This is a genomic window from Mucilaginibacter sp. (genome assembly GCF_025362475.1).
GTDB lineage: Bacteria > Bacteroidota > Bacteroidia > Sphingobacteriales > Sphingobacteriaceae > Mucilaginibacter.
Window position 1 is genome coordinate 39,947 of sequence record NZ_JANYGH010000041.1, and the last position, 22,359, is coordinate 62,305.

At 44.3% G+C, this 22,359-nt stretch carries 16 protein-coding genes; 5 read left to right on the forward strand and 11 right to left on the reverse strand.

Annotation, left to right across the window (positions count from 1 at the left end; all coding sequences use genetic code 11):
• The first annotated feature begins 51 nt into the window (after positions 1-51).
• A complete protein-coding gene (locus tag Q0R88_RS14105; RefSeq protein ID WP_295717107.1) occupies positions 52-1,722 on the forward strand; it encodes a M81 family metallopeptidase in 1,671 nt (556 codons plus the stop codon).
• A gap of 172 nt (positions 1,723-1,894) precedes the next feature.
• Here the strand turns inward: Q0R88_RS14105 and Q0R88_RS14110 are convergent, their stop codons facing one another.
• The 5 genes from Q0R88_RS14110 to Q0R88_RS14130 form a co-directional block, all read right to left on the reverse strand.
• A complete protein-coding gene (locus Q0R88_RS14110) occupies positions 1,895-2,713 on the reverse strand; it encodes a DUF4249 domain-containing protein (RefSeq protein WP_295717108.1) in 819 nt (272 codons plus the stop codon).
• Between the two features lie 4 nt (positions 2,714-2,717).
• Positions 2,718-5,387 carry a TonB-dependent receptor gene (locus tag Q0R88_RS14115; RefSeq protein WP_295717111.1) on the reverse strand — a complete coding sequence of 890 codons (2,670 nt, stop codon included), beginning with the start codon at positions 5,385-5,387 and terminating at the stop codon, positions 2,718-2,720.
• A gap of 108 nt (positions 5,388-5,495) precedes the next feature.
• The gene (locus Q0R88_RS14120; RefSeq protein WP_295717115.1) at positions 5,496-6,491 is read right to left on the reverse strand and encodes a FecR family protein; all 996 of its coding nucleotides are present in this window, start codon (positions 6,489-6,491) and stop codon (positions 5,496-5,498) included.
• Between the two features lie 212 nt (positions 6,492-6,703).
• Positions 6,704-7,120: an antibiotic biosynthesis monooxygenase family protein gene (locus Q0R88_RS14125; RefSeq protein ID WP_295717117.1), complete on the reverse strand. Its 417-nt coding sequence runs from the start codon at positions 7,118-7,120 to the stop codon at positions 6,704-6,706.
• 34 nt (positions 7,121-7,154) lie between these two features.
• Positions 7,155-7,751: an RNA polymerase sigma-70 factor gene (locus Q0R88_RS14130; protein WP_295717118.1), complete on the reverse strand. Its 597-nt coding sequence runs from the start codon at positions 7,749-7,751 to the stop codon at positions 7,155-7,157.
• 182 nt (positions 7,752-7,933) lie between these two features.
• Between Q0R88_RS14130 and Q0R88_RS14135 the strand changes: the two genes are divergently transcribed.
• Entirely contained in the window at positions 7,934-8,293 is a 360-nt protein-coding gene (locus tag Q0R88_RS14135; RefSeq protein ID WP_295717121.1) for a nuclear transport factor 2 family protein, read from the forward strand.
• Positions 8,294-8,350: 57 nt separating this feature from the next.
• Here the strand turns inward: Q0R88_RS14135 and Q0R88_RS14140 are convergent, their stop codons facing one another.
• Entirely contained in the window at positions 8,351-8,728 is a 378-nt protein-coding gene (locus tag Q0R88_RS14140) for a VOC family protein (protein WP_295717122.1), read from the reverse strand.
• A gap of 204 nt (positions 8,729-8,932) precedes the next feature.
• On the opposite strand from Q0R88_RS14140, the gene Q0R88_RS14145 reads away from it, so the two are divergent.
• On the forward strand, positions 8,933-9,451 hold the full coding sequence (locus Q0R88_RS14145) for a hypothetical protein (protein ID WP_295717124.1): 519 nt from the start codon (positions 8,933-8,935) through the stop codon (positions 9,449-9,451).
• Positions 9,421-11,568 (forward strand): GH116 family glycosyl hydrolase, encoded by a 2,148-nt coding sequence (locus tag Q0R88_RS14150; protein WP_295717126.1) that lies wholly within the window; start codon positions 9,421-9,423, stop codon positions 11,566-11,568. The genes Q0R88_RS14145 and Q0R88_RS14150 overlap by 31 nt, the downstream gene beginning before the upstream one ends.
• Before the next feature lie 168 nt (positions 11,569-11,736).
• Here the strand turns inward: Q0R88_RS14150 and Q0R88_RS14155 are convergent, their stop codons facing one another.
• The 3 genes from Q0R88_RS14155 to Q0R88_RS14165 form a co-directional block, all read right to left on the reverse strand.
• Positions 11,737-14,613, reverse strand: coding sequence for a gliding motility-associated C-terminal domain-containing protein (locus tag Q0R88_RS14155; RefSeq protein WP_295717128.1), 2,877 nt, complete (start codon positions 14,611-14,613; stop codon positions 11,737-11,739).
• A 290-nt stretch (positions 14,614-14,903) separates the two neighbouring features.
• Positions 14,904-16,244, reverse strand: coding sequence for a D-arabinono-1,4-lactone oxidase (locus Q0R88_RS14160; protein ID WP_295717130.1), 1,341 nt, complete (start codon positions 16,242-16,244; stop codon positions 14,904-14,906).
• 132 nt (positions 16,245-16,376) lie between these two features.
• The gene (locus tag Q0R88_RS14165; RefSeq protein ID WP_295717132.1) at positions 16,377-17,945 is read right to left on the reverse strand and encodes a family 43 glycosylhydrolase; all 1,569 of its coding nucleotides are present in this window, start codon (positions 17,943-17,945) and stop codon (positions 16,377-16,379) included.
• A gap of 41 nt (positions 17,946-17,986) precedes the next feature.
• On the opposite strand from Q0R88_RS14165, the gene Q0R88_RS14170 reads away from it, so the two are divergent.
• The gene (locus Q0R88_RS14170; RefSeq protein WP_295717135.1) at positions 17,987-21,094 is read left to right on the forward strand and encodes a glycosyl hydrolase; all 3,108 of its coding nucleotides are present in this window, start codon (positions 17,987-17,989) and stop codon (positions 21,092-21,094) included.
• 117 nt (positions 21,095-21,211) lie between these two features.
• Here the strand turns inward: Q0R88_RS14170 and Q0R88_RS14175 are convergent, their stop codons facing one another.
• Together Q0R88_RS14175 and Q0R88_RS14180 are read right to left on the reverse strand one after the other, a co-directional pair.
• The gene (locus Q0R88_RS14175) at positions 21,212-21,760 is read right to left on the reverse strand and encodes a carboxymuconolactone decarboxylase family protein (protein ID WP_295717137.1); all 549 of its coding nucleotides are present in this window, start codon (positions 21,758-21,760) and stop codon (positions 21,212-21,214) included.
• A 27-nt stretch (positions 21,761-21,787) separates the two neighbouring features.
• Positions 21,788-22,336, reverse strand: a complete 549-nt coding sequence (locus Q0R88_RS14180; protein WP_295717138.1) for a peroxidase-related enzyme — start codon at positions 22,334-22,336, stop codon at positions 21,788-21,790.
• Positions 22,337-22,359: the final 23 nt, after the last annotated feature.

A 22,359-nucleotide genomic window follows, 5' to 3' on the forward strand; every position in this document is an offset into this window, starting at 1 on the left:
TGGCGTGGCACATTCAAGTAAAAATGTATCTTTATAACAACCTTTTTATTTATGAATATGGTAAAGCGTTTGTTGTTAATAACAATTTCAATTGGTTTAATGGCGGGTTTCATCCGGGCCAATCCGGTTAGCTTAAAGAGTGCAGATCCTAAAAATAAAGTTCCAAATTCTGCTACCAGCAGAAAAACTAAACATAGTTACGTATCCAATAAATTAAACAATACACATTTTGCCCGGCCCTTGCCCCGGATAGCTATTGCCGGGCTGGGGATAGAATCGAGTACCTTTTCGCCGGCGCTTACTGATGAAGCGGCTTTTCACGCAAAATATGGTGGGGAAGTCTTTAGCTCATACCCATTTTTAGCGGTTGATTCGCCGGTTCGCAAAAGAGCGGTGTGGTTCCCTGCATTAGTGGGTAAAAGCCTGCCTGGCGGTGCGGTTACAAGGCTGGCCTATGAATCACTGGTTAATAAAACACTGGATTCGCTTAAGAAATATTTACCCTACGATGGCTTGTATTTTGATATTCATGGAGCAATGAGCGTAGTCGGCCTTGACGATCCGGAGGGGGATTTGATTGTAAGGATCAGGAAAGTGGTTGGTAAAAAAACAATCATTTCTACTTCGATGGATCTGCATGGCAATGTTTCCTGGCGTTTGGCCCAAAACACCGATTTGATTACCTGTTACCGGATGGCGCCCCATGAGGACGCCATGCAAACAAAACAGCGGGCGGTAGAATATTTGATTAGCCGGATTGAAAGCGGCAAGGGTAAGCCTGCATACAAGGCCTACATTTCAATACCCATATTGCTGCCCGGCGAAAAAACGAGCACCAGGATAGAGCCTGGCAAAAGCCTGTATAAAGCGGTTGCACCCGCCGCCGCGCAACCGGGAATCATTGACGCTGCTATATGGATAGGTTACGCCTGGGCAGATGAACCCCGCAACCATGCTGTGGTGATGGTTACAGGTGATGACAAGGAAAAGGTTACCCATACAGCCGGGCAGCTGGCACAAAGCTTTTGGGATGCCCGCAAAGCTTTTGAGTTTGTAGCGCCCACCGGCAGCCTTACCGAATGCCTTAACAAGGCATTGACAAGTACTAAACATCCTTTTTATATCAGTGATTCGGGCGATAACCCTACTGCAGGTGGCGCCGGCGATGCTACCTGGACATTGACGCAGATCCTTGCCCGCCCGGAATTAAAGGGCGAAAATGGCCCGACACTAATTTATGCCTCTATCCCTGCGCCTGAGTTGATAAAAAGCGCCATTGCAGCAGGCGTTGGTAAACATGTGGAAGGTTATGCAGGAGCCAGGGTAGATGCCCGGTATGCTCCGCCTATAAAGCTCTCCGGAACGGTAGAATCGATACAATATGGCGATAAGGATGCCGAGGTTGAAGCTGTAGTGCGCGTAGGCAGCGTACATGTTATTATTACTCAAAAGCGTAAGCCGTACCACAAGGAGATCGACTTTACCCGCCTGGGTCTTAACCCACGGAAGGCTGATATTGTGGTAGTAAAAATTGGTTACCTGGAGCCCGAGCTTTATGCCATGCGGGCCGACTGGCTGCTTGCCCTAACACCGGGAGGCGTTGACCAGAACATCGAGCGCCTGCCTTATCACAGGATTCAACGCCCCATGTTTCCGCTGGATAAGGATATGAAAGAACCGGATCTATCGGCTAAGCTGGTTCCATCGTCTGATGGGTTGTAAAAAACGCGCCATCGCCGGCATATAAAAACCATTTTGGATTCTAAGAGAAATGAAGGTTTAAAAGTTTGTCATCCTGAACACTTGAAGGATCTATTCGCAGACTTACAGGGCGAATAAACAGATCCTTCAAGCGTTCAGGATGACAAAAGTTTGTTATAAATACTACGTGTACTTACGGCGCAGTCAGGGTTTTTCTTTGTACGGTATGTACGCTAAAATACCCCAATGCACCACCTGTTATGTTAGATAGGGGGTTTGCGGGTGCAGCATTATTACCATCGCCAGTGGCGCCGGTGGTGAGGCTGAAAAAGTATTTGTAAACAGCCGGGTCAATACATTGCATTTCGATGATTACCTGGTTACCCGGGCGAATATCCCTTGTCGGGTCATCATTACTGTTATTGAAATTTAGCCTGGTGTTCACTTCCTGGCCGTTAGTGAATTCATCATTATCAAGTAATATCGATTCTTCCTTGCGGTTATTTACGTATTGCACAAAACGATAGTAGTTTTTGGTAGCTGCAGGGTCGTGGTATTTTACGGTTACAAACTTGCGTATGGTGCCATCTTTATTGTTGCCAAAGTCGCTTTTTACAAGGTAAATACTATCCAAAGCTACAGCCGCAGGCATAGCACAGGTTGAAGTGAATGTTTTACCGGCAACAGTAACACTCAATTTATAAATATGGCCGTATGCGCCCTTCAGGGTAGTGTTTTGATAAACTCCGGTGCTGGTTGGCGTAAGCGGATAAACAACATTATCATCGGTTATGCTTACCTGGGCGCCATCTACACCAATTACATCGTTATTATCAGTAAAGTTTTTGGTTTGGCTCAGGCTTACTTTGCATCCACCGCTTTGGTTGGTCAGCACACCCTCAATAACATATTTGGGAGTAGCGTCGGTTAACTTCAGGTTGATAGCTTTTTCGCAGGAACTTAATGCTGCTGCAAATAGCGCGGGTATCATATATTTTATAGTAGAATGCATCAGGTTAAAATTTAAAGTTATAGGTAATAGATGGTACAAAAGTGAATAGGGTAGTTCTTACAGCTTCTGTACGACTTGGGTCGTTCTTGTTATCGCGGAAAAATATACGGTACGCGTTATGGTTACCCAAAGCATTATATAAGCTAAAGGTAAGGTCCGATTCAAATTTTGAGCTTTTCTTTAACTGGCGTGTAGCACCCAAATCGAGCCTGTTGTAGGCGGGCATTCGGTCGGCATTACGGTTGGTATAATAGTAGTAGGTGGCACCATCCACCTGGTACTTGCCGTTAGGGAAGGTCACCGCATCGCCGGTATAATAAACAAAATTGGCCGATAGGGTCCATTTTTCTGTGGCTTTAAACATGGCAACAACGGCAATGTCATGTGTGCGGTCCTGGCGGGCATTGTACCATTCATTATTGTTGATGCCATCTATCTTGCGTTCGGTTTTTGATAGCGTATAGCTGATCCAGCCGGTTAAACGCCCGGTTTTCTTTTTCAGCAAAAACTCGGCGCCATAAGCCCGGCCTTTTCCGTAAAGCAGCTGTGTTTCTATAGGCTGATTGGTAAAAACATTGGCCCCGTTACGATAATCTACCTGGTTTTGCAGCTTTTTATAATAGGTTTCAAAGGTGAACTCATACTGGTGATCTTTAAAATCGCGGTAATAACCTACAGAAAGCTGGTCGGCAATTTCCGGCTTAATAAGGTTGGTGCTGGCTACCCATTTATCTGTTGGCGAACCGGAATTTGAATTGGAGATCAGGTGTAAATTCTGCGCATTACGGGCATATGATGCCTTTACCGAACTGTACTCATTTAAAGAATATGCTGCCGCTATGCGTGGCTCGGGGTTTACATAAGTTTTAACCACCTGGCCAGATGTATAATGTTTTGTGTCGGTAATATTGCCATCCGCATCAAGGCTGTAATAATCGCCCTGGCCAAGGATGGTAAAGGCCGATAAACGCAAGCCATAGGTTAAACTGAAGCGGTCGGTAGCTTTCCAGGTATTGGTAGCATAAACGGCATCCTCCAGCGCGTACCTGTTTTGCAGGTTTTGCGACTGAATGCCCGAATTACCGGTTGATGAAATTTCGCCGGGTTTAATGGTATGGTAAACGCCGTTGAACCCAAAACTAATGGTGTTTTTATCGCCTGCATAATATTGCAGATCTTCTTTTAGGTTAAGATCTTTTATTTGAGAAAAAATGTTGAACTCATTTACATCCTCTTTGATATTGATCTTGTAATCATAATTGCTATAGATGAGTGAGGTATTGGAGAACAGCTGGCTGTTGAAAATATGGTTCCAGCGAAGTGTTCCGGTGGTGTTGCCCCAGTTTATGCCTGCGATATCACCGGCTTTTAATACATCTTTACCAAAGTATCCCGAAAGAAATAAACGATCCTTATCGCCTAAAATATAATTGGCTTTGGCATTGATATCGTAAAAATAAAGCTGACTTTTTTTAGCGATAGAATCCTTAGAAAAAGCCAGGAAAGCATCAGCATAAGTTCTTCGGGCCGAGATCAGGAAGGATGATTTATTTTTTTGGATAGGGCCTTCCACATTAATCCTTGCCGCTATCAACCCCACACCACCGCTTACGCCAAATTTTTGGTTATTGCCATCGTTCATTTTAATATCCAGCACGGACGAAAGTCTGCCGCCATACTGAGCCGGCATGTCGCCTTTATAAATGCTGATATTCTTGATAGCATCAGAGTTAAAGGTGGAGAAGAAACCCAGCAGGTGCGATGCATTGTAAACAGGCGCTTCATCAAGAAGGATAAGATTTTGATCAGATGCGCCGCCGCGTACATAAAAGCCACCGCTGCCTTCGCCGGCAGATTTGATGCCGGGCAGGAGCTGTATGGTTTTAATCACATCGCGCTCGCCCAATAACACCGGGATGTTTTTGGTTTCCTGGATGCTTAAATGTTCAACCCCCATTTGCGGACTGGCCAGGTCGCGGGTACCGGCTGCTTTGGCAGTGATGGTTACTTCCTGTAGCGCCTGCTCGTTGTTATCCATAGCAATGTTGAGGCGTTGGCTGGCAGTTAATGATACAGTTACCAGCGTGGTTTTTTGGCCGATAGCACTTACCGCCAGTTCATGATCTCCGGCTGGTAAGGTAAGGGAGTAAAAGCCGTATTCGTTGCTTGATGTACCCTGGTTTGCATCTGTAGCTTTAATGCTTGCCCCAATAATGGTTTCGCCGGATTGTGCCGATTTAATGGTGCCGCTTATGGTGAATTTTCCGCCAGTGGGGGTGGCGGTCTGCTTTTTTAATTTGGCAGCATCATATTTAATCATGATATCCTGGTCAAGCACTGTAAAAGTAAATGGATAGGGTGCAAGCGCCTTTTTTAAAATGTTGCCCAACGGTTGGTTTTGGGCATTGATGCTCAATTTTACATCGCTTTTGGCAACAGTTTCATTATAGGTAAATCTTACACCGCTGGCTGCGGTAATTTTATCTAATGCCTGTTTAAGTGGCTCGTTGTTAATATTGATGGTTATGGTTTTATCAAGCGGACTTTGAGCATGAACTTGTGGATGCACTGTTGCTAATAGGAGCAGTGCGCATAGTGCCGTTCGGAACCATGCAGATATTTGCATCAGGGGGCTAATCAATATGGAGAACCATGCTGCGAAATTGTTTTTCATTGTTTGTAGCAGTTTTTGAATAAGGATACAGGGCTTTGGCCGTGTATTGGGGTTGAATAGATTAGTTACCCCGGTTAATGTTAATTAACCGGGTGTTTTTTGAAAAGGTTAATTTTTAGATGGCAGTTTCTGTAGGTAATAATTATTGTCGACCCTGTTCCAGTGGGCATTATCCATTACGATGCAAAGCATATTAAGCGCATTACTAATTGGCTGGGTGGTGTTTAAGTGGCCATAATATAAGCCCTGGGCTATGCGTGGGTCTACACTAATATGTACTCCATATTGCCTGGCCAATTCATCGGCAACTGTTTGCATGGTAGCCCCTTCAAAATCATAGTAGCCGTTACGCTGACCAAGAAATTTAGCGGCATCCGGATAATTCTCTTTAACCAGCAAGCCGTTGGTTTTGTTGAAAACAGCCCTTTGCCGGGCAATCATGATCTCTTGCCCGGTTTTATTCCCTGCCGATGAAGCTACCGCCACTTTGCCACTTACCACGGTTACTTCGGCAGTGCTGGCATCAGCATAAGCCCGCACATTAAAGTTGGTGCCCAATACCACGGTTTTGATGGAGCCCGACAAAATGATGAATGGATGGCTGGCATCATGCTTAACTTCAAAAAAGGCCTCACCTTCCAGTTTTACCAAACGTTGCTTATCTCTGAATTTATCCGGGTAGCTGATACGCGTTGCCGGGCTGAGCCAAACTTTGGTACCATCGGGCAAACTGATTTGCCTGTGCTGCCCGGCGTTGCTGCTCAACTGTATATCTTTTATTGGGTCAACGAGGTTTAAAATGGCATTTTTGTAAAATGCGGCAAAAGCAACCAGCAATACTATAGCCGCTGCAGCAGCTATGTTTCGCCATAAAGAAATTACTTTGCCTTTTGATTGCGCAGGTGCTTCCATTTTTGCCGAGATGCGGTTGAAGATACTATCCTTAATCTGCTCAGCAGTTGCATGCTTTGAGCCGGATAACAATACTTCCTCATCATTGAAGCCCGCATACCATTGCTCAAACCACGCTTTTTCTTCGGGGCTTATGGTGCCTTGTTCCAGCTTATGGGCAAGCTCCTTCGGATTGTAGGAATTGTTTTCCATGGTAAATTATTTTGACCTTTACACATATAGTCAACACCAAACGGGAATACCCTTAGTGCAAAATGAAATTTATTTTTGGATGAGGATAAAAAGTATCAAATGCGATAGAAAGGCACAACCCTGTGAGAAATTTGCGCTTTTTCCTTTTTAATCAAACAGCAAATTTTACATTGAAAAGCAGCTTAAATAATGAATATAAATTGTTGAATAGCTTATGATGATGGTGTAAATGAAGCGACTACCTCGTACATATCAGGCTCGAAACTGGCAATTTTCATCGCCTGTTCCAGGAATGGTGAAGCTGAGGAATTGCTCCGCATTTGATTATAATGATCAATGCTTTCCCATTGTGCATACATGGTTACCTTTCCACCGTCTAAACTGCGGTGAAGGCTTGACGAAATGAACCCGGGTTGTTCTTTGACAATTTGGGTGGCCTGTATCAACAAATCAATCAGTTGTTGCTGATCAGCCGGGTTTACGGTAAAAATATTAATAAGCGTGAGATAATTATTCTCCGTTGATATAGTGGTCATGGCAATAGATGATGAATTATTCATGGCAATTGAACTATAAAACACAACTTTTGGCAATTTAACAAAATCATTTCTTAATATGGCGCTTATCATGTCTCACCGTGTTAGGTGAAAATGTCTCATCGCTCTAAGTTATGTCGTGGATGAGGAAAAGCAGTACCGGCAGCGATACTTTGAGCGTTTGCCTTAAGGTGCTTAAAGCTTTTGACATGTGCGCCTCAACTGTTTTTGGGGAGATGTTCAGCTCGGCAGCTATTTCGGCATAGGTTTTATTTTCTTCGCGGCTTAAAAGGAAAACGATGCGGCATTTTTCCGGAAGCTGGCTAATGCTGTGGTCAAGTTGTTTACGGAGTTCTTTTTCATGCAGCCAATCGGCAGTGCTGTCTTGTGTTTGGGGCGAGCTAAAAGTTAATTCATCTATCTGCAATTGGTTACGATACTGCCTGGCTAAATGATTAATTACTTTATACTTTACAGCTGTTGATAAATAAGTAGCCAGGGTATGTGTTAGCTCCAGGCTCACCCGGCGCTGCCATATGCTTAAAAATACTTCCTGTACTACTTCTTCGGCCTCGTGCTCATCATCCAGGCGGTGCATGGCCACGGCAAAAGTTTTATCCCAATAGCGGTTGTAAAGCTCGGTAAAGGCATCGCGGTCATCAGTCCTCATCAATTCCAGGAGCTGTTGATCTGTATAAGGCTGAATCCTGCTTAAAATGGGCATGTTTTATTCATGTGATGCCCCAATTTGTTATTGGGTGATTTTTTGATAGGACAAAGTTAAAGGGCTAAAGTTACACTAAACGTAAAAATTGATAAATTTATATGCACGAACGCGAAGAAATGTTGCAGCCTGTATTTTCGTTTACGATAGCTGTTGAAGATGAACCTTTTTGAATATAAATAATGATAGATCAACAATTTGCATTGCAATTTGCTGCCGAATGGATTAGCGGCTGGAACAAACAGGATTTGAATACCCTGATGATGCATTATACAGATGATTTTAGCATCCAAACTCCGTATGCCCTGAAAATATATCCCGATTGTGGCGGCATCATATCGGGCAAAAATAATGTAAGGCTTTATTGGGAAACCGCCCTGAGTAAACTGCCCAACCTGCATTTTGAGCTGTTGGAGGTGCTCACCGGTGTAAACAGCATCAGTATATATTATCATAACACCGATAGCGGCAAAAACGCTGTCGAAAATTTGTTTTTTAATGCTGATGGGGAGGTTGAAAAGGTTATTGTAATGTATAATTAGGGCGCTAATATGGTATTAAAAACTTTGGTCCATATCTTCTTCGCGAGCAGATATATGCTATGCTTCAACTCCTTCTGCTACCCTAATATAATACCCGTTGATATCAATAAAAGCAAATTCCCTTAAGCGGTATGGATGAGTTTTTAAAGTATCGGCTATTTCAATTTTCCGGTCTTGCAGTTCTGCGTAAACTTCGTTGATATTATCAACAAACCACATCAGCGGCAGGCGGTGTTTGGAATTATTAATCGCGGAGGTAAATTCGGCGTCTTCGGCAAAAAGAAGCCTCATATCGTCTCTTCTTATTCCTCCATCTTTTTCTCCAAAACTCCATTCATCATAAAAGCCCAGAACATCGCGATAGTAGGCTAGTGTTTGAATCAGGTTTTTTACCGGGAGGTGAGGACCGCTTCTGATAAATTTTTTTGCTTTCATAATACGGGATCTAATGAGTTGCCATGTTGATATTTTCAAGCTAATTTACCAAACCCTGTATCCAAAACAAAAAGGCAAGCGCGACCGCTATCGTCATTAACAATTGCATGAGCTAATGTAAAGCGCCAACAAAACATTATGATTTTTAAATAATTTGTGATAAGTTGGTATTCTATATATTCTTATAAACCGGGAATTTAAATCATGAAGGATCAAAAAGGGCGCAGAAGCTTTCTGAAAAAGATTAGCGTTGGCGGAGCTATGGCTATGATGCCAGCCGCTGTAGTAAACCTGGCAGACGCAAAAGAGGCTGATGCAGATAGCGTAAACTCAGATGGTTCCAAAAAGGCTTTAAAGCGCGCCTACAACGCGCCATACACCGGTGATAATCTTAACAGGGTAGCGTTCCCGGTTGGCGGTATGGGAGCTGGCATGTTTTGTATAGAGGGTACGGGAGCAATCTCTCACATGTCTGTAAGAAACAAGCCCGATATTTTTAACGAGCCGGGCATGTTTGCCGCTATTCATGTAAAAGGAATAACTCATGGCGCTAAACTTTTAGAGGGACCTGTACCTAACTGGAAAAGTTTGGTATCAGGGATGCCGGTAATGGTCTTACAGGTTCTACTACCGGTTTGCCACGCTTTCACAGCGCCGTTTTTAAAACTGAGTTTCCTTTCTGCCATATTCAATTGCAGGATAAAGATATACCGCTATCAATAGAACTTTCTGGCTGGAGCCCCTTTATCCCAACCGATGATGATAATTCCAGCTTACCTGTAGGAGCTCTGGAATATAAGTTTACCAATACCTGTACTGCTAAAGTTAGCGCGGTGTTTTCGTTCAATTCGAGGAATTTTTTTGGCGAGCAAAAAGGTAAAGACAGTATACAGCCAGCCAATAAAGGTTTTACCCTGAAGGGAACAGGAAATGGTGAAACAACTTTCCCTACTGATTTTACCATATTTACTGATGATAAGGAAACTGTGGTTGATCACTGCTGGTTCAGAGGTGGTTGGTGGGATCCCTTTACCATGGCCTGGAACGCGATAAGGGACGGACTTGTAGTTGATAATCCGCCCGTACCTGCAGATGCGCCCGGTGCCAGTCTTTACGTGCCTTTTGAGCTTGCACCCGGCAAGCAGAAAACTATAAGGGTTATGATGGCCTGGTACTCGCCCCAAACACAACTTACGTTTGGTACGCCCGGTAAAAAGAAAGAAGGCTGCGATCCGGCAAGTGGTTGTTGTAATTCGCCTGCGGATATTGGCCTTGATAAATATGATAAGGATTTTGACGGTAAATTTTACAAGCCTTGGTATAGCAGCCGTTTTAATGGTATTGAGGATGTGGCCGGCTACTGGGCGCAAAATTATAATACCCTAAAAGCAAAATCGCAATTATTCACCCAAGCATTTTATGCCAGTACTTTGCCGCCCGAGGTGATAGAAGCTGTTGCCTGTAATTTATCCATATTGAAATCGCCAACGGTAATGCGGCAGTTTGATGGGCGTTTATGGAATTTTGAAGGCTGTGGTGATGATTCTGGCTGTTGCCATGGCTCATGCACACATGTTTGGAATTATGCCCAGGCCATCCCGCATTTATTCCCGGCACTGGAGCGGAGCTTGCGGGCTACCGAGTTTTGTGAAGACCAGGCCGAAGACGGTCATCAAACTTTTAGGACCAACTTACCTATCCAACCGGTAGCGCATGATTTTCATTCGGCTGCCGACGGCCAGTTGGGTGGTATTATGAAAGTTTACCGGGATTGGCGCATCAGCGGGGACAATACCTGGCTTAAAAAAATCTACCCCATGGTGAAAGTGAGCATGGATTATTGCATCAAGACCTGGGATCCGCGCCATAAAGGGGTGATTGAAGAGCCACATCATAATACTTACGATATTGAATTTTGGGGTGCGGATGGAATGCATACCAGCTTTTACCTGGGGGCGCTACATAGTTTTATTGCCATGGGCGAGTTTTTAAAACAGGATATATCGGCCTATCGTGATTTGCAGGCAAAGGGTAAAGCCATGATAGAGGGTGAGTTGTATAACGGCGAGTTCTTTATCCAGGAAATAAACTATACCGGTTTAAATGCAAAAGATCCCTCCAAAGAAAAATCATATGGCGGCGCTTATTCCAAAGAAGCCGAAACCTTGCTAAAAAAGGAAGGTCCAAAATATCAATATGGCAAAGGCTGCCTTAGCGATGGGGTACTTGGCGCGTGGATAGGCCGTATGTGTGGTATTGACGATGTTATTGATAGTAAAAAAATAAACAGCCACCTGCAATCCGTATATAAGTACAATTTTAAAACAGACCTGAGCGAACACGCTAACCCGCAGCGCCCTTCCTTTGCTTTGGGTAACGAGGCTGGTTTGCTATTGTGTACCTGGCCTAAAGGGGGGAAGCTATCCTTGCCCTTTGTTTATAGCGACGAGGTATGGACAGGCATTGAGCACCAGGTAGCATCACACTTAATGCTAACCGACAATGTGGAGGAAGGCCTGAACGTACTTCGTGCATCACGGGATAGGTACGATGGGAGGGTTCGCAATCCTTTTAATGAATATGAGTGCGGTCATTGGTATGCGCGTGCTTTATCCAGCTATGGGTATCTGCAGGCCCTCACCGGTGTAAGATTTGACGCTGTTACCAAAACTTTGCATATTGATTCAAAAGTTGGCGACTTTACCAGTTTTTTGAGTACCGAGACCGGTTTTGGTACCGTAAGCTTAAAAGCAGGAAAGCCTTCAATGAAAGTGGTTTACGGAAGTATCGATGTGCAAAAGGTAATGGTGAGCAGGAGGGAAATAGCAATGTCGTCATAACGGGCGATGTTTGCATTCTCATAAACCAACCGTCCTTGCTTCGTACCTCACAGCAATGACGGCCTGTTTTTTATTTAAAGACAGCCTCTAAGAAAAATACTATCTGATAATTATTCATCCTGTTCCTGTCTTTGTGATTTGCCAAAGGTTGAGCGGCAAGTATTGCTATTAATAGAGTATTGTTACCCATCCGCTGAGCACCTGTTTGGCTTCCTGCGTACTGATAACGTAGTAATACACGGCGGCAGGCAACTTTTTGCCATTAAAGGTGCCATTCCATGGAGAGGCATAACCCTTTGATTGAAATATCAGGCTGCCTAAACGGTTGTAAACCTTAACGGTAGTTGATAAATCGCCTTCCAGGCCGGCAATTACCCAGTTATCATTATGGCCATCGCCGTTTGGCGAAAATGTGTTTGGAATGTGAATATCATCGCAATGGCTGCTGATGTTGATGGTTTGTGTGGCCTTGCAGCCGTTATTATCTGTAACGGTTAAATTTACCGGACCCAGTTTATCAGTAGAAAAAGTAGTGTTGCCGGCCTGCCCGTTCCATTCATATTTAACAAAGCCATCTGGGGCCGTAAGTGTAATGCTTTCCTTAGTAAACTGACAAAGCGTGGCCGAAGGAACATTTAAAGAAGGGTTTGGTAAAAATTGTACCGTTACAGATTCTGTTACCTCGCAACCAGCAACGGTAGCAATAGTTGCTTTATAAGTCCCCGAGTTTTTAACGCTTATTTTGTCGGTTGTAGCACCGGTGGTCCACCGGATGTTGCCGCTGGAGTAGGTAGCTTTAAGGTCTACCGTTTGGCCATCGCATAAAGTAGTATTTACAATTTGTTGTATACTAATGGTAGGGGGAGGAGTAAAACTTAAAGGATAAGCAGCTGAAAGTATTTTGCAGGTGGTTGTACTGTTAGTAATATTCACGGTATAGTTTCCCGGCAGATTGGTTGTTATGCTCGTTTTGCCCAGTTCGGTACGTAATAAATTTCCGTCCCTGAACCAGGTTATGGTGTAAAGAGGATCAATGCTGGTATTTATACTCAGCTTCGCGTTGTCGCCTATGCAATAGGCCGCTTTATCGGCAACAAGTACCGGTTGTACCGGTTTATCAAAAATTACCTGTACTTCATCTGATAACACCGGGCCCGAGCAGCCGGTAACTTCCACTTTATATTTTCCTGTTTGGTTAACTTTTATAGATGAAGCGGTACCGCTTATTGGAGCGCCATCCTTATACCATTTGTATTGATAAGTTGTCCAGTTGATGATCTGTGAACCATCTATGGGTACGGCTGCCGATAGTGTAGCCAGATCGCCATCACAATATGACGTTTTATCTGCCGATACATTGGGCTTTGGTACAGTAATAAAATTTGCCTGTACTTCTTTTGAGGGTACCCAGTTGCCTTCGCAGGCGCTTACTTCTACTTTGTATTTACCGGTTTCGGTTATATTATTAAGTGTGGCGGTTGTGTTGCCGTTTAGGACGCCATCTTTGTACCATCGGTACTGGTAAGCCGGTTTATCATCTGTTTTTAATGAAGCGGCTGAGCCAGCGCAATAGTTTAGTACATCGGGATAGTTGAAGGTAAATGCCGGGGCGGCATTTTGAGTTACTTTAATGTGATTGGATTCAAAGTGGAGAGCTGAACAGGGATCATATAAAATTGCGTAATAGTCGCCGGCGCTGGTAATGGTATACTTGTCCTTGCTTTCGTTTGGAATCTCTATGCCATCCTTATACCATTGTGCCAGGCCGCCAACATAATTTGAGTAGGTGAGCCGTGCGCTTAAGATAATATTTCCGCATACCTGAAACTCATTTAGACTGGGGTCTTGGCCATCAATATAAATCCCCTTTAATCGTTGAGTTTGGTCGATGTAAGCGCCATAATCTGGCTTTAATAGATACAATCCGTCCTGGGCGGCAACCCAAACTCCGTCCTCGCATATTGGCGACGCGTAAGAAGTGGCGTTAACACAAATATCATTGATCACCTTATTGCCTAAGCCGTCATAATGCTGAAATGAATAATCGAAAAGATTGTCGTGGGTTTTGTTGTTTGAATTTGAAAAATACAAACCCTGGTCGGTTCCAAGTAAATAATTCTCTTGCGTTAGGCTTTTTACATTAATTAAACCAAAAATAGAAGTGATCTTGTTAATATTTACACCGTTGAGGTAGTGATTATATGGGCTGTTTGTAGTATTTGAACCGCTCCACCTGTTTTGGAATAAGCCATTTTCTGTTGACCAAAACTGATTGCCGGTATAAGGGAATTGCTGGTTGTAGGCGTCAAAAATACCGGCATTACCGTAGTAGGCAGACTTAAGCGTTTTGCCAAATTTATCCCCCTCGAGCCATATATAACCTGTATACTCAAAAGAAGAAGTATAGAAATTGGCAACTTCGTAATACTTTGCGTTATTGGGATAGGTATTGCTGGTAATAACATCAGTAAACATTAGCGAGCGGTAGGTGCTTTCAAACAACCTCATATCGGTTTTAACCATGTTGACACGCCTCACCGTTCCGTTCTTCTTAGAATAAGGATAAAGACCATCCGTTGTAGCTATCATCAATTCGTCTTTGCCGATATCGCCTGATCCTGATCCCTGGCTAAATACGGATTGTGTGTAATTAAAGCCGATGGAATTTATATCGCCTGTTAATCCCTTTGAGTTACCGATAACTTCAATACCGCTGCCAGTGTATTTAAGTACGTTGCTGCTATTGGTAGCAACGAATACTGCATCTTTGCTATCGCTCGCTATATCAATGAAGTTGAAATTGCTGTAACCTGTAAATTGACTGCTGTAATCCGCAACATCGCCGGTAATGCTGTTGATCCGATAAACGCCGTTGCCTTGGGTTAAAACCCATAAATATGGATCGAGAAAATCGCGTTTTACTTTCAGAACATTTTTACCGGGCAGAAACGTATCGCTCAAATGTAGGTTCATATCCTGCTGAGCATGAACGCTATAGAAAGTAATAACAAGAATAAACAGCAGCGAATAGCGCAAACGGGACATGACAAGGCTTTACAGGCAGAAAGGTAAGATAAATATTAAAATATTTAAATACCATAGTTGCCAAAAAAATATACCGTTACGTCAGGGAAATCACTTGAAAAAAACAAACAGGAGGCACCTACCGGAGCCCTGTTTTTTGGTTTTATTGCGCTATAAACACGATACTTCTACGGGGTCAATAATACTCCAACCGTTTCCAACTCCAGCGGAGTTACGTGTTTATAGCGAAAAAATATCTTGTTGTTTTGGCTCCGTAGGCGCCTCCTGTTTAAAAGCGATTTTCCTGACTGTTACACCCCGTAAATATTATGATCCAAAAACGCGTTCCTGAATTTTCCATGCGGGTCATATTCCGCAGCTATCTTTTTAAAGGCAGCCAATTTTTCATAGCGGGAAGCCAGCACTTTAGGATCAAGCGTAAATACCTTGCCCCAATGTGGCCGGGCGTTGAATGGTGCAAGTGCTTTCTCAATAACGGGCAGCAGTTTGGTAACAGCTTCTGTTTCGGGTTTCCAGGTAAAGTGGATGGTAACTGAGGTTTGGTTATGGCAAGGGCTCAACCACAAACTATCGGCTGCAATAGTGCGGATCTCCGTTATAAACAAATGCGGACCAACCTGTTTACCTAATTTGGCAATTGCCTCAATTGCTTCCACCGCATGTTTTATCGGCACAAAATATTCTGATTGCAGTTCTTTACCGCTGCTGGGGGTAAAGCCCATTTTAAAGTGAGGTAAGCGTTCATACCACGGTCCGGGTACGCCCATCTGGTCGGTACAGCTTTCGGCAGGGTGGTCATATATGGGGTGCAGGTTTTTGGTGGCTGCTTTTGCGCCATAAAACTCGGGCTCATTATGGTCTTTTTCCGCAATGCGGCTTTTTATCCAAACCTCGTTGATGCTGTCGCTTTGCCAGTCGGTAAATAAACTTACACTATAACCCGCAGATACTATGGCATCAAAATGCTGTTTTACCTGCGCCATGGGCATCTTTAAAAATACACGCTGACGCATCATATAGGTTGGCTCAATAGCCAGTGTTACTTTGGTTATGATGCCTATGGCACCTAACCCAACCACTACCGCGTTAAACTTTTCAGGGTCGGCAGCTTTTGAAAAATGCACAATGCTTCCATCGGCAATAACTACTTCCAAAGCGGTAACGGCGCTGGCCAGGTTGCCATTTTTAACACCGCTGCCATGCGTGGCCGTGGTGATAGAACCTGCAACCGAAATATGCGGCAACGAAGCCAAATTATGAAGCGCAAAACCTTCTTTGTGCAGATAGGGGGCCAGCTCGCCGTATTTAATACCACCTTCTACGGTAACGGTCATCGCTTTTTTATCAATGGCAATCACTTTATTTAGTTCTTTGGTCGATAGCAGGTCGTCTTTGCTGTCGGCTATCCGGTTAAAGCAATGCCGCGTACCCAAAGCCTTGAGCTTGCCGTGTTTTTTAACCAATTGTTGTACCTCCGCAACCGAGCGTGGGTATTGCACGTTGGCCGTGCTGTAAGTAAGGTTGCCCGCCCAGTTTTGCAATGGGGCCTGATCTGCCAAACTGATCATAGGAGATAAAAAAGGTGTAGCCATAAGTGTGCCGCCTAAACGGATAAAGGTTTTTCTTTTCATAACTAATTGGTTGATACAAGGTAGGATTTTAGTTTGATGAAAAGCAAACGAATGTAAATAAAGCCTTCCCACATGGAAGGTCTGCGGCTATATATTTATTAAGCTGTTGTTGATTATCTTTTTGGGTTTTGATTATTTAAAGTTATTTGAGATGGTCCATCCAAATTTTAACGATCTGTGGGGTTCTGAGATGAATGTTTTACCACCATCATTACTATAACTTTCTATAAAATTTTGTTTTTTGCTGTCGCGATAAGCAAGCCCGTAACATCCTGTAGTTGCAGTCGAGCTTATAACAACGCAATATTTGCCTGGTTTTATGGATGGCATGTGGGGCGATACGTCAATTTTTTTTGCTGACCAGCCAATTTTACTGGCTGGGACGGTTTGTGTACCCAATGGCTCACCGGTTGGTTGGCCAGCACTATTTGCTTTATAAATTGTAAGCTGCAAGCCGGCATCGGGATAACCGGTTTTGAATGTTGTGAGGCTAAATGTTAAAGCACCCGAAGAGGTTTGTGTAAATGACTGTGATCGCTGCACGCTTTTGCTGATGTCGCATGTGATCTTATAATTTACGGCATCAGGGTTGTTGCCGGTTCTGTTGTTTAGTGTCGAAACCTTAAAAGCCTGATCACAAGTCATGGGAATAATAGAACCATCGGCATTAAATTTTAGTGGCGCCCAATAGTAATTGGCCAGTGCTTCGTTTTTGGCGGCATTATTCCACAGGTCGCTGCCGAAGAGGAAAACCGTACCCGAACCCAATTTTATAGTCGATACAAAAGATGGCTGACCGCCGCAAGAGTTATCACTGATCTTTTTCCCATCAGACCATGGGCCCAACGGCGATGACGCTGTGCGGTATGATGCCCCGGTGCCAGAGCAATAGCCGCAATTAGGATCTGAATATACTATGTAGTAAATGCCATTGCGCTTAAACATTCCCGGCGCTTCGGTTTCGCCTTTGGTAATGCCTTTGGCAACCTCGCCGGTTCCGGTCAGGTAATCATCACTTAATTTTTCAACTATGATGCTGCCCTTTGTGCGCCAGTCGGTATAGGCAAGGTAGGCTGTGCCGTCATCATCAACAAAAGTATCATGGTCGCCATTATTTAAACCAGCCGCCGGGGCATCGGCATTTACAACCAGTTTAGGCTCGGCAACTTCTGTAAAAGGGCCCACCGGGCTTTTTGCGGTAAACACCCTGTAGCCGGATATATTATCATAAACATTTATCCAAAGCACATACAATGCGGTTTTTTGATTGTAAATAACATGCGGACGAAAACAACCATAAGTATTGCCGTTACAACGGGTTTGCCATACCGGAGTTTGCGCATCAAACAGGAAGCCACGATCGGTCCAGTTCACCATATCTGTTGATGAATAGCTTTTAAAACCGCAAAATGGCGCGCTTTTGTTTCCCCACTCAAAGCCGCAATCATAACTGGTGCCATACAGGTAATAAACACCATTGAACAGGGCTATCTCTCCATCGTGCGCGTCTATAGCATCGCCAACGGTACTAAAACGGGTTACCTGTTTACCATCCTTATCAAAGTTGGTAACTGTGTTTAAGGGCGTTGCAGCCTTTTTTTTACTTTGGGATAAGGCAGGCTGTGTTATAAGGACAAGTGCCAGCATCAGGAACGGAGCAATGCCTTTTAGGTAGATTGGATAGCTGTTTTTGGTTTTCATTTTTAGGGCCTGGTAAGTGCTGCGCTAAAAATAAATATTATATGTTAATAAAATCGGTTTTCAGGATGGATAGGGATGCCTTTAAATCATCGGTTTATTATCTTCGTTACCCCATGGTATATCAACCTAAAAAAAACTTTATGTATAAAATTGTGGTGAGTTGTTTTATCGCCTTTTTGATGGGTTTAAATGCACCTTATGCACAGGTCAGCAACTTAAAAGCCGGTTTTGTTCACCCGCCGGATTCAGCTAAACCTGGTGTTTACTGGTATTTTATGGATGGCAATATGTCGGCCAGATCCATCACCTCCGATCTGGAAGCCATGAAAAAGGCGGGGATAGGTAATCTTATTTTTTTGGAAGTTAATGTGGGCATCCCCCGTGGGCCGGTTGATTTTTTAACTGAGAAATGGCAGGATATGTTTGCCCATGCCGTAAGCGAGGCCAAGCGGCTGGGTATCGAAATAACATTGGGTATTGGCCCCGGATGGACGGGGAGTGGCGGGCCATGGGTGCCCGTGTCGCAGTCTATGCAACACCTGGTTAGCAGTAGTATCAATGTGGCAGGAGGTACAAAACAGGCTCTAGTTTTACCGGTGCCGGCTCCAAAATCGCCTTACTTTGGTGAAGGAGCTTTTACGCCCGAGCTAAAAAAACAGTGGAATGATTTTTACGAAGATGTGGCGGTATTGGCTTATCCAACGCCATCTTTGCCATCGTCCAAAATAACTGATATAGATGAAAAGGCTTTGTATTACCGGGCTCCATATTCATCGGTGCAAGGAGTTAAGCAGTTTTTGCCATCAGCTGTTGAATATGCAGAACCGCCTAAGGCGGCTGTGATTAATAAAAGTAAGATAATTGATCTGACAGGGAAACTACAACCCGATGGTACGCTCAATTGGAAAGTACCAAAAGGTAACTGGACAATTATGCGCTTAGGCCGGCGCAATAACGGAGCCATCACCCGGCCGGCACCTGTACCCGGCCTGGGTTTCGAGGCCGATAAGCTTGATACCATACCATTGAACGCCCACCTGGATAATTACGTGGGCAAATTGCTGCGTAAAACAGGTAAACCCGATGCGGCCGACGCAGGCGGCTTAAAAAGGTTGCATATGGATAGCTGGGAGATTGGCTCGCAGAACTGGACTCCCCGTTTTCGTGAAGAATTTGCAAAACGAAGAGGTTACGACCCCTTGCCTTATTACCCGGTTTATGCGGGCAATATGGTGGAGAGCGATGAGATAAGCGAGCGCTTTTTGTGGGATTTGCGGCAAACCGCGCAGGAGCTTGTATTGGAAAACCATGCAGGACAGGTGAAAATATACGCGCACAGAATGGGCATGCAGCTATCCATAGAGCCTTACGATATGAACCCAACTGCCGATTTGGAATTGGGCTCGATAGCTGATGTACCTATGGCCGAATTTTGGAGCAAAGGACTTGGATTTAACTCTTCGTTCAGTTGTATAGAATCAACTTCAATAGGGCATTTAAATGGCCAGACATTGATTCCTGCTGAGGCATTTACAGCACAGGATAATGAGGGTTGGAAACAATACCCCGGCTCGATGAAAAACCAGGGCGACTGGGCTTTTGCCACAGGTATTAACCGGTTTGTTTACCACACTTTCCAAAACCAGTTCCTGGCCGATTCATTGCGGCCCGGCTCAACCATGGGGCCATACGGTGTTCATTGGGACAGAAACCAAACCTGGTGGCCAATGGTGGGCAGTTATCATGATTATATTTCGCGCTGCCAGTATATTTTACAACAGGGAAGATCTGTGGCCGATGTACTTTACTTAACGCCCGAAGGTTCGCCGCATGTTTTCAGGCCGCCATCATCAGCTATGGATGGTGATGTTGTATTGCCCGATAGGAAAGGGTATAATTTTGATGGCTGCTCACCGGGGCAGTTGTATAACGCGCGTGTGGAGAATGGGATGATCATGTTTCCGGGAGGTGCAAGTTACAGGCTGCTGGTACTGCCTGCCGTTAAAACCATGACACCCGCGTTATTGCAAAAAATTAAATCGTTAGTGGCTGATGGCGCTACTGTGGTTGGTTCAGCCCCTTTAAAATCACCGGGATTATCGGGTTACCCTGCATGCGATGTACAGGTTAGCACCATGGCAAAAATGATTTGGGGTAGCTTGCCGGAACCAGCTGCGCAAACCGAACACGCTTATGGGAAAGGTAAGGTAATATGGGGAGGCGAACTGAGCAGGCAGATTAATGACCTTTATCCAGAATATGAACTGACAGCTAAAATACTCCAGTCGATGAACGTTGAGCAGGATTTTAAAGCTAACGGCCAATTAAGATACACCCATAGAACAACTGGCAATGAAGATATTTATTTTGTATCGAATCGGACAGCTGAACCGGTGAGTACTTTAGCATCATTCAGAAGCATTACAGGCGTTCCGCAATTATGGGATGCTATTACCGGCGAGATTAAGAACCTACCAGAATATACCGTGAAAGGGCAGCTTACTTCTGTACCATTGAAATTATCGGCTTATGAAAGTTTTTTTATCGTGTTTGCTAAAAACGATCCGCTGGCATTAACGGCGCATGAAAATTTTGTTGCCACTACGGTATTAAAAACTTTAACCGGCCCATGGCAGGTGGCGTTTGATCCTAAATGGGGAGGCCCGAAAAACATTAAGTTTGATGAATTGACAGACTGGACATCACGCCCTGAAGATGGTATCAAATACTACTCTGGCACGGCGGTTTACCATAAAGTATTTAATCTGCCAGGGAGCACCGCGTCGCAAAAAACTAAAAGACTTTACCTTGATCTGGGTGAGATTAAAAATATGGCCCGGATTAAATTGAACGGGAAGGATCTGGGTGTGTTGTGGACAGCTCCCTGGAAAGTTGATATTACGGATGCCGTATTAAAAACGAATAATAAACTGGAAATAGAAGTGGTGAACTTATGGCCCAACCGGCTTATTGGAGATGAAAAACTGCCCGATGATGGTATAAAGAATGATACCTGGCCAGATTGGCTGGTAAAAGGTTTACCCCGTACCAGCGGCAGGTTTACATTTGCCACCAATAGGTTTTACAGCAAAGACTCACCACTGTTAAAATCCGGTTTGGTTGGTCCGGTGACAATAAAAGCTGAATAGTTTTTGATAGATACCATTAAGCGTTGTTACAATAAATTTTTTTAGATATTGCTTAGAACACACAAGGCCCGCAATCGCAGGGCCTTGTGTGTTTCATATGGTTTAGGTTAAAAAACGTTATTTTAAAATACTGCCAACATAGCCCTCAACCGCTCTTTGAGGTGCACGGTTTACATAGAAAGATCTGTCTTGCGGTGCCCAGGTTCCCAGTCCATCCACATAGCGGTTAAACATGCAGAAAGAGGCAGCTATCAATACGGTATCATGAATCTCTTTGTCTGTTGCTCCCTCATTTCTGGCGATCTCTACCTGCTCTGGAGTTACATGTTTGCCTCCTTTTTGCACACTGCCTGCGATAGCCAGCAACGCTTTTATTTTGGGCGATAGATCTGCCGATGTAAAGTCGGCTTTGATGGCATCTATATCATCCATGCTGCAGCCAAGATAATGGCCGGCTACAGCACCGTGTACGTTTTGGCAAAAAAAGCAATCATTTAAATAGGATACATAAGTTCCTATCAACTCGCGTTCGCCACGGGTTAGCGTGTTGTTTTCATCGCGCAGCAAAAGTTCGGCGAGGGCGTTCATAGGGGCTTCGGTTTCGGGTCTGTAAAACATTAATCCCCTAATGCCGGGTAGGTCGTTATTCAATTCAATATGTGCCATAATGTGTTTATCTATCAATGAATAATTTTATTGCTGCGGTTGTGATGGTAAAGCGTAGCCCTTCGCCATACGTACGCCCATTTCGGCATATGCCTCGGGATCGGTAGGGGTAAGGCTTGCCAGTCCATCAACATAACGGTTAAACATGCTGAATGATGCGGCTATCAATACCGTATCATGAAGTTCACGATCGGTAGCGCCAAGTTCACGTGCGGCATCAATATCGGCCTGTTTAACTTCTGTGCCCAATATCTGCACTTTACCGGCGATATTCAATAAAGCTTTTAGCTTATCACTTACCGGAGCCTGTTGCATATCTTTTAATACTTCGTCAACAATGGCGGCCTCTTCCTCGTAAAGATACCTTGCCGCAGCCGCGTGGCTACTATAGCAAAAGGTGCAATTATTACGGTAGGATACATAGGCGGCTATCAGCTCGCGCTCGGCCTCTGTCAGGGTTGATTCGCCGCGTAACAATACCTGGGCCAGCTCATACAGCGGCTTACCGGTTTCGGGCCTGAACATAACCAGTGAGCGGATGCCCGGAACACCTTCGGGTACATTGATGTGTGCCATATTCTTTAATTAGTGAATTATTG